Origin of the sequence: Streptomyces sp. 4N124 (genome assembly GCF_052245395.1) — a bacterium.
Lineage (GTDB): Bacteria > Actinomycetota > Actinomycetes > Streptomycetales > Streptomycetaceae > Streptomyces.
The window spans coordinates 115,221-129,190 of the sequence record NZ_JBQQBS010000005.1 but is presented as its reverse complement, the minus strand read 5'-3'; the positions used below and the strand labels follow the sequence as shown (position 1 = coordinate 129,190).

Sequence of the window (13,970 nt, the reverse complement as noted above, 5' to 3'; positions counted from 1 at the left end):
GGACGGATGCCGGGAATGCGTCTGGACGAGCTGATACGCAGGCTGCGCCACGGCGGCCTCGACCTGACCGCCGAACAGGTCGCGGACGCGGTCTGGCTGGCCCGACGGCTCGGCGCGGCGGCTCCCAGCGACGACCCCGGCGGCGCACCGGACGTCCCGGAGCCGGCACACGTCCCGCCGGAGGAGCGGTCGGAGCGCCCCGGGGAGCCGGCCCCGTCCGGCGGACGGCGCACCGGCGACGACCCGGCCCCGTCCACCCCGGTCCCCCTGCACACGGCCGCCGGTGCGTCGGGTGCCCTGGTCGACGGCACACAGCACATCTTCCCGGTGCGTGCTCCCGCCGCCACCGCCCTGCCCGGACTGCTCGGCCTGGAGAAGGCGTTACGGGCCCTCGGCCGCTACCGGGTCGACGCCTCCGCGGTCCAGGAAGCCGGGATCGACGAGGAGAAGACCGCCGAACACGCCGCCGCGAGCGGGCTCCTGCTGCCCGTGCCACGGCTCGGCGGCCGGCACCGCTGCGACGTCCAGCTGCTGATGGACACGGGACCCGCGATGGCCGTATGGGGTCGGCTGGTCGAGGAACTGCGACAGGCCTGCCAGCAGTCCGGCGCCTTCGCGTCCGTACGCGTCCACCAGCTGTACGACGACGGATCCGGTACCCCGCTCGTCGGTACGACCGCCGGGCCCGCCCGGCACACCCGGCTGCGCTCGGCCGACGAACTGCACGACCCGTCGGGCCGTTGCCTCACCTTTGTGATCAGTGACTGCGTCGGCCCGCTGTGGCAGAACGGCGCCGCACAGCGGCTCCTGCACACCTGGCCCCGTGCCTCGCCGCTCGCCGTGATCCAGCCGCTGCCGCCCCGCCTGTGGGGCCGTACCGCCCTGCCCGCCGAACCGGGCCTGCTCCTGCGGCCCGCCGAACTCGGCGGCCGTATCACCTTCCTGCCCGACGACGAGCCCTGGGACGAACCGGCCGCCGACGCCCGGCCCGTGCCGGTGCTCCAGCCGAGTGCCGAGGCGTTCGAGGCGTGGGCACGGCTGTTGTCGGGCACCGGGCCGACCCGCGAGCGGGCGTGGGCCGCCTGGACGACCCCGGAGGTGCCGTCCGGGGCCTCGGCCCGGAGCGCGGCCTCCCCACCCGGGCAGGGCCCGCGTGGTGACGACGACCTTCTGCGCGCCTTCCGGGCCGGCGCCTCGCCCGGCGCGCTCCGGCTGGCCGTGTACCTCGCGGCGGCGCCGCTCACCCTGCCGGTCATGCAGCTCGTCCAGCGGGCGATGCTCCCGGACACCGGACCCATGGAGCTGGCCGAGGTGCTGCTCGGCGGACTGCTGCGGCAGCTGCCCGGCACCGAGGCCCAGCCCTGCTTCGCCTATCCGGGCCGGGTACAGGACCTGCTGCTCTCCTCCCTCGACCAGGACACGGCCGGACTGGTCCTCAAGCACTGCTCCGCCTACGTCGAACGGCACTTCGGCAAGGGGACCCGCAACTTCGCCGCGTTCGCCGCGGCCCGGCTCGCCGACCACGCTCCCACCGTCGGCGGCCCGTCCCTGGACGCCGACGGCCCACGGGACGCCGAAGGGGGAGTAGAGGCCGAGCTGTTCGCGCGCATCCCGGCGCGGGTGCTGCGTTTCTATCTGCCCGATCTGGTGACCCCCGGGCCCGTCGAGGAGGCGGAGCGACTGTTCGGCCAGTGGCAGGCGCTGGCCGACCCGGAGGTGCTGCACCGGGCGCGGGAACAGGCGGAGGCCGCGGTACGCGTGCCCGCGCCGGCCGGGGACGACAGCGTACGGGCCCGGCTGGTCCTCGGCCGGGTGCTGCGCGCCGAGGCCGGGACGTCGGCGGCGCGCGCCGGAGGCCGCCGGACCGAGCTGCTGCGCACGGCGGTCGAGGAGCTGGCGACGGCCCATTCCACGGCCTCGGCGGACAGCGCGGAACAGGCCGACGCCGCGCTCGAACTCGCGGCGGGCCGCCATGAGCTGTGGCGTCTGACGGGCGAGACGGAACAGCTGACGGCCGCGCTGGAGGTCCTCGCACCCGAGAGCGCTCCATGGCCCACGGTGGCTCGACTGGCCGGCGAGGGGAGACGGCAGGCGGAGGCAGTGAGCGAGCGGGCGGACGCCGGGCGTTTCCAGGTCGCGCACCGGGCTCGGTTGCTGCGACGCGGGCGGATCCTGCTCGATCTGGCCCGGCCCGGTGCCGCCGTTCCCGAACTTGAGGAGGCCTGCGCCCTGTTGGACCTCGACGGCGCTCCCGGCGCCGTACGCAGTCCCGCTCTGCTCGATCTGGCGCGGGCCCTGCGCGCGGCCGGAGCCGAGGACGCGATGACGCGCGCGGTCCTCGTGGCGGCCGAACGTGCCGCGGGCGACGACCCCGCCCTGCGGCTGCCCTGCCTGGCCGCCCTGGCCACGTTCCACGACGCGGCGGGCGAGACCCGGGAGGCCGACGAAGCGTACGAGAGGGCCGCCCTGCTCGCCCCGCCGGACAGCCTTCGGCGCTGCGAACTCCTCACGGCCTGGGGCGAGTCGCTGCTGCGGCGCGCTTCGGCAGGGGACGGCGCGCGGATCGTGGACCGCGCCGAGAACGTGCTGCGCGAGGCGCTCAAGGCGCTGCCCGCGTGGTCCGAACAGCGCGGCCGGCTGCAGGGGCTCGTCGGCAGCGCGCTGGCGCAGCGGTTCCGTCATCTGGGCTTCCTGCCGGACCTGTTCGAGAGCCGGCATCTGCTGACCCAGGCGGTGCGCGCCGCGGCCGACGCCGGCGTACGCGCCGAGGCCTGGCTCCAGCTCGGCCGGGTGCGCCTCGAAGGGTGGTACCGGGCCGGGGCGCCCGTCCTCGTCGACGCGCTCCAGGCGTACGAGAACGCCGAGCGCGAGGCCGGGGAGGCCCACGGCACCGATCCGGGTTCGGTGACGGCGGCCCGGGCCCGGCACGGACGGGGCGCGGTCCTCGTGCTCATGGGGCGGCCGGGGGCGGCCCTGACGGCGTACCGGTCGGCCCGGGAGCGGTGGCAGGGGCTGGTCGCCGCGTTGCGCGAGGTCGACTGGGCAGACGTGGAGTCGACGCGGCGCGCGGAGTAGGAGCTCGCGGCGGCACCGGATCGGGCGGGCGGGACACGGACGATGCCGGAGGAGGCGTGGGGGCGGGTGGCGCCGCCGTGGTGGCCGTGGTCGCAGGAGTGGACCAACACCGGCGAGCTTGACCGGAGTTGATCCGCACAGGGTTTCTGTTTCCGGCCCGTCGGGAAGAAGACGGCAGCTACGGCGACTGGGCGGGGCAGGCGCGGGCAGGGAGGAGCCGAGGGTGGCGGAGCAGCGGAAGAGGGCGGTCGGCCCCGGTGAGGACGCCGGACGTACCGCGCCCCTGCCCGACCTCACCGACATAGACCTGCGGACCTTGCGTGCCATGGACGACCCGGAGCTCAGCGCGGCGGTCGAGCGGGTGCTGCGCGGCTCTGCCGAGTTCCAGGAGGTCTGGTACGGGGACGGCGACGGCGAGATCAGTCCGCGCGAGCCTGGTGAACGAACGTTTTCAGTCGGACTCGTCGAGATCGGGCAGGCCGAGGACAACCGGGGATGACCCGGGCTCCGGTCTCCGCCGAAGTCTTCACGGCGCTCGCGAGGACCCGGCCCGCGCCGAAGGCCACGACGGCACTGCGTGTCGCACTCCACGCGCGTCGCATGCTGCTCGTCAAGTCCCTCCTCGTCCGGGTCGAACGGCAGTCGGCCGCGCTCGCCCCGGCGGTCCGGCGTCGCTTCGAGCGGGACTGGGCGCTGCTGGTGCGGGCGGAGCGGACCGACGCCGCCGCGGTCCGGGAGGTCGTCGACTACCCGATGACCGGTGCCTGGCTCACACAGGCGCTCGCCGCACCGGACGGCGCGCCCTTCGCACGGCAGCTGGCCCATATGGGCGGCGTGGCCGTCGCGGCGGCCGTCCGTGCGGGTTGCCCGGTCGACGGTACGCTCCCGACGCCCTCGGGAGCGCTGGTGCTGCCCGGCCTCGGCGTGCTGCGCTGCCCGTCCGGCCACGCGCGTCTGAGCGGGCAGCCGGGGCTGGTGCGGATCACGGACGACGCGGGCCACAACGACGTCCTGCTGCCGCGGCCGGTGGTCCGGCCGGGGAGCGGCACACCCGGCGGGACCGGGCGCGGACCCGGCTGGTCCGCGCTGCGCACCCTGCCCGGCAGCACCGTCGTCCTCGACGACCTCGACCCGTACCGGGTGCCGCCGTCCGGCATAGGGCCGCAGTCCCTGCTCGCGGCCGAACGCCCCTACAGCTCCTACCGGATGTGGGCCCGTCGATGGCGCGAGGCCTCGGCGCTGCTGTCGGCGACGGACCCGGACCGCGCCGCCGAGCTGCCGGCGCTGCTGCGCGCCATAGTGCCGCTGGCGGCAGCGGAGCGCCCTGGAGGTACCTCGATGGGCGCCACCCTCCGGGCCGCCCCGGGGGCCGCCCTGACCCAGCTGCCCGACGAGGGGCGGGAGCTTGCCGAGTCCCTGGTGCACGAGACGCACCACAGCAAGCTGGCCGCCCTCGACGAACTCGTCCCGCTGTGCCGTCCCGGCAGGGGCACCGCGCACCGGGTGGCCTGGCGCTCCGACCCCCGGCCCGTTCCGGCGGTTCTCCAGGGCGCTTACGCGCATCTGGCGCTCGCCGACCTGTGGTGGCGGGCAGGCAATGGATCCCGGGCTCCCGCGGACTGGCGGCTCAGGGCCCGGGAACGCTTCGAAGCGCAGCGGGAAGAGGTCGGCGAGGCCTTGTCCGTCCTGCGCGAATCCGATGAACTGACCTGTGCGGGCAGGGAGTTCGTCCAGGAGATGGGTAGGCACCACGCAGGTCTCGGGGTGACAGCCCGAAACCTTCTGTGACACTTCGTGTACGTATGAGTGCATTGCGTTAGCGTGTGGCGCGAGAAGCGGCAGACGCGGGAACAGGGAGCGTGCGATGGCGGAACAGCGGCGGTCGGGCGGGGACGGTGCCTCGGCACCCGACCGCGTCCTGGTGGTCTTCCCCGGCTACCACCGCTCGTGGGCGACATGGATCGCCCAGTGCCTGGAGAGTCACGGAAACCAGGCCACCCTGCAGCGCTGGGACCCGCCGCGCGAGGTCGCGCTGGAGGACTCGCTCGGCGACCTGCTGCTGGCTTCCGGTCCGGTGCTCCTCGTCCTCGACGACTGGTTCTTCGAACTGGGCCCGCGCCCGGCCGGCGAGTGGAACGACGTCCTGCGCGGCTTCGTCGCCGCGCACGCCGACCGGTTCGCCGCCGTCAACCTCACCAACCGGCCGCTGCTGCCCGCCACCGCGGTCCTCGAACCGGCCAGCCTGTGGGGGCTCAGCGAGGAAGCGGCCGAGGAGCGGCTGCTGCGGCGGCTGGGCCTGGAGCGCCGTCGTAACCCCAGGCCACCCGCCATCCGGGTCCGCTACCCCGAGACACGGTGCGAGATCTGGGGCGAAGTGCCGCGCCGCAACCCGCGGTTCACGGGCCGCGACGACCTCCTCACCGGCATCCACCAGCGCCTCGCCGACGCCGACCGCGGCGCCGCCGTATGCACCCTGCTCGGCATGTCCGGGATCGGCAAGACCCAGCTCGCCGCCGAATACGCGCACCGGTTCAGCCCCGACTACGACGTGGTGTGGTGGGTCAACTCCGACGACCGCAACATCCAGCGGGACCGGCTCGGCGAACTCGCCGTGGAACTCGGACTGCGCATCGGCAGCGAGCCCGGCGAACGCATCCGCGCCGTACGGGACGCCCTGCGACGCGGCGAGCCGCACACCAACTGGCTGCTGATCTTCGACGGCTGGGACGACACCGACGGGATCAACGCGCTGCTCCCGCAGGGGGCAGGACACGTCCTCGTCACGTCCCGCAACCGCGCCTGGAGCGAGCACAGCGACGTCCTCGAAGTCCCTGCCTTCCTGCGCCCGGAGTCCACCGGCTACCTGATGCGCCGCGCCCCCCACATCACGGCGGACCAGGCGGACGAGGTCGCCGCCGAGTTCGGCGACGTACCCCTGCCGCTCGTCCAGGCCGCCTCCTGGCTAGGTGAGTCGCGCATGGAAGTGCCGGAGTACCTGCGGATGGTCCGTGAGCGCAGGCTCTCCACCGTGGACGAGCCCGTCACCGGCGACGGCGGCTTCCCGCAGTCGTCCATGACCTCCTGGTCGATACTGCTCAACCGTCTGCGCAACGCGCAGCCGCAGGCCATCGACGTCCTGGGCCTGTGCACCTCGTTCGCGCCCGGACGCATCCCGCTCGGCCTCATCCGCGCCTACCCGCAGGCCGACCTCCCCGAGGAACTGCGCTGGATGTCGACCGACCTGGCCGCCTGGACCCGGGCCCTGGACACCCTGGTCAACTACTCGGTGCTCACCCGGGAGACCCGCGGTCCGGTCGGTGCCGAGATGGGCCCGCACCAGGAGTCGGTGCACATGCACCGGCTCGTCCACGACATCGTCTCGAAGCTGACCAGCGAGGACAGCCGCACCACCCATCGCAGGGCGGTACGCGTCCTGATCGCGCAGGCCGATCCCGGCAACCCCCTGGACAGCAGGAACTGGCCGCTCTACGCCGAGCTGGTGCCGCATCTGGAGCCCTCGGGCGCACTCAGCAGCACCCAGCCGCGGGTGCAGGAGACCGTCCTGAACTGCCTGCGGTACTGCTTCCGCAGCGGGGAGTACAAGAGCGGCCTGGACCTGGCCCAGCGGATCCGCGACCACTGGTCGCAGTTCATGGATCCGCTGGCCCAGCCCATGCTCGCCCTGACCACGCAGGAGGGCAACATCCTGCGGGCCAGGGGACAGTTCCGCGACGCCTACGAGCTGGACCGCGGCGTCCATGAGCGGCTGCGCACCGCCGAGCCGCCCAACGAGCTGGCTCAACTGTCCACCAAGGGCGCCATGGCCGCCGGCCTGCGTCACCTCGGCCGGTACGGCGAGGCACACGAGCTGCAGCGGGAGGTCCTCGACGGCTACAGCCGGCAGCTCGGCACGGACGAGGCCGTCACGCTGATCGCCCGGCACAACCTCGGCGTCGGCCTGCGTCTCCTCGGCCGGTACCAGGAGGCGTACGACCTCGACCTGGAGACCCTCGCCCGGCGGGAGAGCGTGCTGCGCGCCCGGCACATCAGCACGCTCAGCTCGGGCAACGCGGTCGCACAGGACCTGCGCTTCCTCGGCCGCTGGCGCGATGCGCTGACCCGCCAGGAGCCCGTGGTCCGCATGCATGTGCAGGTGCTCGGCCCGCAGCATCCGCAGACGCTCTCCGCCCGCGGCCAGCTGGTCATGTGCCGCCGCCGTGAGGGCGGCCAGACCCAGGACGTGGGGCCCGAGATGGCCAGCCTCCTCGACCAGCTGGCGCAGGTGCACGGCCGCGAGCATTACCGCACCCTGGCCTTCATCACGAACTACGGCAACTACCTGCGAGAACACGGTGACCTCAGCCAGTCCCGGGACCTGATCGACGAGGCGGAGGCGGGCTACCGCTCCCTGCTCGGTCCCGGGCACCCGGTCGCCACCGGCATGCTCTCCAACAGCGGCCTCGTCATGCAGGCCGCCGGCGAACGCGCCGAGGCCATGTCGATGTTCGAGGCCGCGCTGGCCGGCCTCACCGCCACGCTCGGTCCGGACCACCCGTGGGTCCTGGGCTGCGCCCTCAACGCCGCGAGCGGGCGGAACTTCAACGGCCGTATCGCCGAGGCCGTCGAGCTGAGCCGGGACACCCTGCGCCGTGCCCGGCACGCGCTGGGCGACGAGCATCCGCTCACGCTGTCCGGGCAGGTGGCGCTGGCCGCGGACCTGCGCGCGGCGCGCGAGCAGGAGGAGGCCGGGAAGCTCGAGGAAGACGGCCTGCTGGCCCTGACCCGGACGCTCGGCGCGCAGCACCCGCACACCATCTCGGCCCGGCAACGCACGCGCCCCTACTGGGACTTCGAGCCCTTCCTGGGCTGAGGCCACACACGCCGAAGGGCCCGGCCCCGGAGAAACTCCGGAACCGGGCCCTTCGGCGTGTGCCGTCGTGCGTGCCGTCCGCGAGGACGAGGACTACGCCTCGAACACCTCACGCACCAACTGCTCCTGCTCGGCCTGGTGCCGCTTCGCGGAGCCGACCGCCGGGGACGAGCCGTGCGGGCGCGAGATGCGCCGCAGGCGCTCGCCGTGCGGGATGTCGGCGCCGACCGCGAGGTCGAGGTGGTCGATCAGGTTGAGGGCGATGAACGGCCAGGCACCCTGGTTCGCCGGCTCCTCCTGGGCCCACAGGTACTTCTCGGCGTTCGGGTACTTGGCGATCTCGGCCTGGAGCTCGGCACCCGGCAGCGGGTACAGCCGCTCGATGCGGATGATCGCCGTGTCGGTGGAACCGCGCTTCTGACGCTCCGCCTCCAGGTCGTAGTACAGCTTGCCCGCCACGAAGACGACCTTGCGGACCGCGGCCGGGTCCGCGGCCGTGTCGCCGATGACCGGGCGGAACTGACCCGACGTGAACTCCTCCGTCTTCGACGCGGCGGCCTTGAGGCGCAGCATCGACTTCGGCGTGAAGACCACCAGCGGCTTGTGGTGCGGGTTGTGCACCTGCCACCGCAGGAGGTGGAAGTAGTTCGACGGGAGCGTCGGCATCGCGACCGTCATGTTGTTCTGGGCGCAGAGCTGGAGGAAGCGCTCGACGCGGGCCGAGGAGTGGTCCGGGCCCTGGCCCTCGTAGCCGTGGGGGAGGAGCAGGGTCACGCCGCTCGTCTGGCCCCACTTCTGCTCGGCCGCCGAGATGTACTCGTCGACCACCGTCTGCGCGCCGTTGACGAAGTCGCCGAACTGCGCCTCCCACATCACGAGCGCGTCGGGACGGGCCAGCGAGTAGCCGTACTCGAAGCCCATGACCGCGTATTCGGACAGCAGGGAGTTGTAGACGTTGTACCGCGCCTGGTCCTCGGCGAGGTACTGCAGCGGGGTGTGCTCCTCGCCCGTCTGACGGTCGATGAGCACCGCGTGGCGCTGGCCGAAGGTGCCCCGCTGGGAGTCCTGGCCGGACAGGCGGACCGGGGTGCCCTCCAGCAGGAGGGAGCCGACCGCGAGGGTCTCACCCATGCCCCAGTCGATCGTGCCGTCCTCGACCATCGCCGCCCGGCGCTGCAGCTGCGGCAGCAGACGCGGGTGGACGTTGAAGGAGTCCGGGATGTTGACCTGGGACTCGGCGATCCGCTTCACGACCTCCGTGGAGATCGCGGTGCCCACGGCGACCGGGAAGTCGGCCTGCGGGTCCGACACCGGAGCCGCGGCCGGCTGCGCGACCGCCTCACGGACCTCCGTGAAGACCTTCTCCAACTGGCCCTGGTAGTCCTGCAGCGCCTGCTCGGCCTCTTCCAGGGTGATGTCGCCGCGACCGATCAGGGACTCGGTGTAGAGCTTGCGCACCGAGCGCTTCTTGTCGATCAGGTCGTACATCAGCGGCTGGGTGAAGGCCGGGTTGTCCGACTCGTTGTGACCGCGGCGGCGGTAGCAGATGAGGTCGATCACCACGTCCTTGTTGAACGCCTGGCGGAACTCGAAGGCCAGCCGCGCGACGCGCACGCAGGCCTCCGGGTCGTCGCCGTTCACGTGGAAGATCGGGGCCTCGATCATGCGCGCCACGTCGGTGGCGTACATCGACGAGCGGGACGACTCCGGCGCGGCGGTGAAGCCCACCTGGTTGTTGATGACGACGTGGACCGTGCCGCCGGTGCGGTAACCGCGCAGCTGCGACATGTTCAGGGTCTCGGCCACCACGCCCTGGCCCGCGAAGGCCGCGTCGCCGTGGATCGCCACCGGCAGGACCGTGAAGTCCGTGCCGCCCTTGTTGATGATGTCCTGCTTGGCGCGGGAGATGCCCTCGATGACCGGGTCGACCGTCTCCAGGTGGGACGGGTTCGCGGCCAGCGAGACCTTGATCTGCTCGCCGTCCAGGCCCGTGAACGTGCCCTCGGCGCCCAGGTGGTACTTCACGTCGCCGGAGCCGTGCATCGACTTCGGGTCGAGGTTGCCCTCGAACTCGCGGAAGATCTGGGCGTACGACTTGCCGACGATGTTCGCCAGAACGTTCAGCCGGCCGCGGTGGGCCATGCCGACGACGACCTCGTCCAGACGGGACTCGGCGGCCGAGTCCAGCACCGCGTCCAGCAGCGGGATGACGGACTCGCCGCCCTCCAGGGAGAAGCGCTTCTGGCCGACGTACTTCGTCTGCAGGAAGGTCTCGAAGGCCTCCGCGGCGTTCAGCCGACGCAGGATGCGCAGCTGCTCCTCGCGCTCCGGCTTGGTGTGGCCGCGCTCTACCCGGTCCTGGATCCACTTGCGCTGCTTGGGGTCCTGGATGTGCATGAACTCGATGCCGGTGGTGCGGCAGTACGAGTCGCGCAGCACGCCGAGGATGTCGCGCAGCTTCATCATCGACTTGCCCGCGAAGCCACCGACGGCGAACTCGCGCTCCAGGTCCCAGAGCGTCAGGCCGTGCTCGACGATGTCGAGGTCGGGGTGCTTGCGCTGGCGGTACTCCAGCGGGTCGGTGTCGGCCATGACGTGGCCGCGGACGCGGTAGGAGTGGATCAGCTCGAAGACGCGGGCGGCCTTCGTCACGTCGTCGTCGTGCGACGCGTCGATGTCCTTGAGCCAGCGGACCGGCTCGTAGGGGATGCGCAGCGACTCGAAGATCTCGTCGTAGAACCCGTTCTCGCCGAGGAGCAGGTTGGCGACCGCGCGCAGGAACTCGCCGGAGGCCGCGCCCTGGATCACCCGGTGGTCATACGTCGACGTGAGCGTCATGACCTTGGAGATGCCGAGCTTGTTCAGCGTGTCCTGGGAGGTGCCCTGGAACTCCGCCGGGTAGTCCATGGAGCCGACGCCCATGATGACCGACTGGCCGGGCATCAGGCGGGGGACCGAGTGGACGGTGCCGAGGCCGCCGGGGTTGGTCAGCGAGACCGTGACACCGGTGAAGTCGTCCATCGTCAGCTTGTTGTCGCGGGCGCGACGGACGATGTCCTCGTAGGCCTGCCAGAACTCGAAGAAGTTCAGCGTCTCGGCCTTCTTGATGGCCGCGACGACCAGCTGGCGGTCGCCGTTCGGCTTGACCAGGTCGATGGCGAGGCCGAGGTTGACGTGGGCCGGCTTGACCAGGGTCGGCTTGCCGTCCTTCTCGCCGAACGAGTAGTTCATCGACGGCATGGCCTTGATGGCCTGCACCATCGCGTAGCCGATCAGGTGCGTGAAGGAGATCTTCCCGCCCCGGGCGCGCTTGAGGTGGTTGTTGATGACGATGCGGTTGTCGAACAGCAGCTTCACCGGGACCGCGCGCACGGACGTGGCCGTGGGCAGCTCCAGCGAGGCGTTCATGTTCTTGGCGACCGCGGCGGACGGGCCGCGCAGCGTCACGAACTCCGGGCCGTCGGGGGCCTGAGTCGCGGGCGCGGCCTTGGGCGCGGCGGCCGCGGGCTTGGCGGGCGCCTTCGCCGGGGCGGGAGCCGCGGCGGCGGGCTTCGGGGTCGCGGGCGCCGGGGCCGGGGCGGCGGGAGCGGCCGGTGCGGCCGGGGCCTGCGCCGGCTGAGCCGTGGTGGTGGTGCCCGCGGCCCCCGCGGCCGCGGTACCCGCCGGAGCCGACGGGGCGGCTGCCCCGGGCTTGTAGTCGGCGAAGAAGTCCCACCAGGCGCGGTCTACGGAATTCGGGTCCTGGAGGTACTGCTGATAGATCTCGTCGACGAGCCACTCGTTCGGCCCGAACGCGGCCGCGGGGTTCTTCCCCGCTTGGTCGGTGTCGGTCGAGATGCTCGAGTTACTGGGGGACTGTGGCGACACGGCGGCAACCGCCCTCTTCCGCTTCACAAGGTGATGGACAGCGGGAATCAAGGCTACGCCTCCATGGCCGCGAAGGTCAGGCCGGGCCTGCCCATCGTCGTGTAAGTCACACTGAACCGCGTGTTTCGGTGGTGGAAATGGCGGGAAACAAGCGAGGTTCCGGTGCGTAAGGGATGGCTCGATCCCGACCCGGCGCGATCACAGCGCGGGCCTCTGCCTGATCACACGTGTCCCGCAGCGGGGATCGACGTGGATCTTGTGGCTCCGGTTCGAACTTTACGTCAACTTGGCATGGATGGCTCGCCCGGAAGGGTGATCAGAATCCGGCAGCCTCGCGCGGATTCGGCCACACCGATCCGGCCGCCATGCAGATCCACCGCCCAGCGCGCGATCGCCAGGCCCAGCCCCGTGCCACCGTCGCTGCCGGGTCCGTGCGGGCGGTTCACGGCTCCCCGGTTGAACCGCTCGAACACGCGGTGCCACTCCGACCTGGGGATACCGGGCCCCTCGTCGAGGACCTCCAGCTCCAGCGACTCGGGGTAGTTCCCGCGCCGGGCCTTCACCGTCACCCGGCCGTGCGGCGGGCTGTGCTTGACCGCGTTGTCGATCAGGTTGGCGACGACCTGGTGGATCCGCTCGGGGTCGGCGTGCGCGGTCAGCTCAGGCGGGGAGACGTCGAGATGCAGATGGACGTCCGTACGGGTGTGGGTGCCGGATCCGGACGCGATGCCCGCCCGGACCGGGGCGACCATGTTGGCCTCCTTGAGCACGCCCGACAGATACGGCCACACCTCGAAACGCCGCTTCTTCAGCGGTACGACGCCGTTGTCCAGCCGGGAGAGGTCGAGCAGGGTCTCCACCAGCCGACCGAGCCGCTCCGTCTGCTTCAGGGCCGTCCGCATGGTCTCCGGGTCGGCCTCGGTGACGCCGTCGACGATGTTCTCCAGGACCGCGCGCAGTCCCGCGATCGGCGTACGCAGCTCGTGCGAGACATTCGCCACCAGCTCCTTGCGCTGGCGCTCCTGCTCCTCCAGCTCGTCGGCCATGGCATTGATCGTCTCGGCCAGATCGCCCAGCTCGTCACGCCGGTTGTCCCGCACCCGGCGCGTGTAGTCGCCCTGCGCGATGGACCGGGCCACCGCGTTCATCTCGTCCAGCGGCGCGGTCAGCGAGTGCGCCACGAACTGCGTGATCAGCAGGGTGGCGATCATCGAGAAGACGGTGATGAAGCGCAGCTCGGTCTCGGTGCGCATCGCGATCATCATCAGGCCGGTGGTGATCAGGACCGAGATGACGACGAGCGCGCCCAGCTTGGTCTTGATCGAGAACGGACGTACGCCGCCCCAGGGTTCACCGGGGCCTCTGCGTGGGGCCGGCCCGTCGCTCATGGCGTCGGCGTCTCCAGCGCATAGCCCACGCCGTGCACCGTACGGATCCGCTCGGCGCCGATCTTCCGCCGCAGCGCCTTGATGTGGCTGTCGACGGTCCGGGTGCCGGAGGCGTCCGCCCAGTCCCACACCTCGGCGAGCAGCTGCTCACGGGAGAGCACCGCGCGCGGGGTGTTCGCCAGGCAGACCAGCAGGTCGAACTCGGTGGGCGTGAGGTGCACGTCCTCCGAGCGCACCCGCACCCGGCGCTGCGCGTGGTCGATCTCCAGCTCACCGAGGCGCAGGATGCCGCTGCGCGGCGTGGAGGCTGCGATCGCGGCCCGCTCCACCCGGCGCAGCAGTACGTGCACCCGGGCGGCCAGCTCCCGCATGGAGAACGGCTTGGTCATGTAGTCGTCGGCGCCGACGCCGAGCCCGACCAGCATGTCCGTCTCGTCGTCGCGTGCCGTGAGCATCAGCACCGGCACCGGCCGCGCGGCCTGCACGCGCCGGCAGACCTCCAGGCCGTCGAAGCCCGGCAGCATGATGTCGAGGATCAGCAGGTCCGGCTGCCAGGCCTCGGCCGTGTCGACGGCGGCCGGGCCGTCGCCCGCCGTCTGTACGAGAAATCCTTCGGCACGCAGGCGGGTGGCGATGGCGTCCACGATCGTGGGGTCGTCCTCGACCACCAGCACCCGGCGCTGTGCGCCGGGGGTGGCCGTTGCCGTGCCGTTGTGGGAGGTGTGTGTCTGCTCCATCGCCCGCCCCTGAAGTTGCTTTCCGGAATCCGT

At 72.1% G+C, this 13,970-nt stretch carries 7 protein-coding genes; 4 read left to right on the top strand and 3 right to left on the bottom strand.

Annotated elements, in window-relative coordinates:
• Positions 1–6 precede the first annotated feature (6 nt).
• The 4 genes from ACTWQO_RS06970 (at position 7) to fxsT (ending at position 7,945) form a co-directional block, all read left to right on the top strand.
• The gene (locus ACTWQO_RS06970; RefSeq protein WP_443236337.1) at positions 7–3,075 is read left to right on the top strand and encodes an SAV_2336 N-terminal domain-related protein; all 3,069 of its coding nucleotides are present in this window, start codon (positions 7–9) and stop codon (positions 3,073–3,075) included.
• Between the two features lie 223 nt (positions 3,076–3,298).
• Positions 3,299–3,574, top strand: coding sequence for a hypothetical protein (locus ACTWQO_RS06965; RefSeq protein WP_443236336.1), 276 nt, complete (start codon positions 3,299–3,301; stop codon positions 3,572–3,574).
• Complete coding sequence (locus ACTWQO_RS06960; RefSeq protein WP_443236335.1) at positions 3,571–4,863, top strand: aKG-HExxH-type peptide beta-hydroxylase; 1,293 nt, start codon at positions 3,571–3,573, stop codon at positions 4,861–4,863. The genes ACTWQO_RS06965 and ACTWQO_RS06960 overlap by 4 nt, the downstream gene beginning before the upstream one ends.
• A gap of 76 nt (positions 4,864–4,939) precedes the next feature.
• Positions 4,940–7,945: an FxSxx-COOH system tetratricopeptide repeat protein gene (gene fxsT, locus ACTWQO_RS06955; protein WP_443236334.1), complete on the top strand. Its 3,006-nt coding sequence runs from the start codon at positions 4,940–4,942 to the stop codon at positions 7,943–7,945.
• A gap of 93 nt (positions 7,946–8,038) precedes the next feature.
• Here fxsT and ACTWQO_RS06950 read toward each other — a convergent pair whose 3' ends face one another.
• The 3 genes from ACTWQO_RS06950 to ACTWQO_RS06940 form a co-directional block, all read right to left on the bottom strand.
• Positions 8,039–11,812 carry a multifunctional oxoglutarate decarboxylase/oxoglutarate dehydrogenase thiamine pyrophosphate-binding subunit/dihydrolipoyllysine-residue succinyltransferase subunit gene (locus tag ACTWQO_RS06950; protein WP_443236333.1) on the bottom strand — a complete coding sequence of 1,258 codons (3,774 nt, stop codon included), beginning with the start codon at positions 11,810–11,812 and terminating at the stop codon, positions 8,039–8,041.
• Positions 11,813–12,093: 281 nt separating this feature from the next.
• On the bottom strand, positions 12,094–13,200 hold the full coding sequence (locus ACTWQO_RS06945) for a HAMP domain-containing sensor histidine kinase (RefSeq protein ID WP_443236332.1): 1,107 nt from the start codon (positions 13,198–13,200) through the stop codon (positions 12,094–12,096).
• Positions 13,197–13,937: a response regulator transcription factor gene (locus tag ACTWQO_RS06940; RefSeq protein WP_155056874.1), complete on the bottom strand. Its 741-nt coding sequence runs from the start codon at positions 13,935–13,937 to the stop codon at positions 13,197–13,199. The genes ACTWQO_RS06945 and ACTWQO_RS06940 overlap by 4 nt, the downstream gene beginning before the upstream one ends.
• Between the last annotated feature and the right edge of the window lie 33 nt (positions 13,938–13,970).

Coding starts and splice junctions, on each gene's coding strand:
- fxsT (WP_443236334.1), top strand. CDS start 4,940: ATGGCGGAACAGCGGCGGTCGGGCGGGGACGGTGCCTCGGCACCCGAC.
- ACTWQO_RS06970 (WP_443236337.1), top strand. CDS start 7: ATGCCGGGAATGCGTCTGGACGAGCTGATACGCAGGCTGCGCCACGGC.
- ACTWQO_RS06960 (WP_443236335.1), top strand. CDS start 3,571: ATGACCCGGGCTCCGGTCTCCGCCGAAGTCTTCACGGCGCTCGCGAGG.
- ACTWQO_RS06940 (WP_155056874.1), bottom strand. CDS start 13,937: ATGGAGCAGACACACACCTCCCACAACGGCACGGCAACGGCCACCCCC.
- ACTWQO_RS06945 (WP_443236332.1), bottom strand. CDS start 13,200: ATGAGCGACGGGCCGGCCCCACGCAGAGGCCCCGGTGAACCCTGGGGC.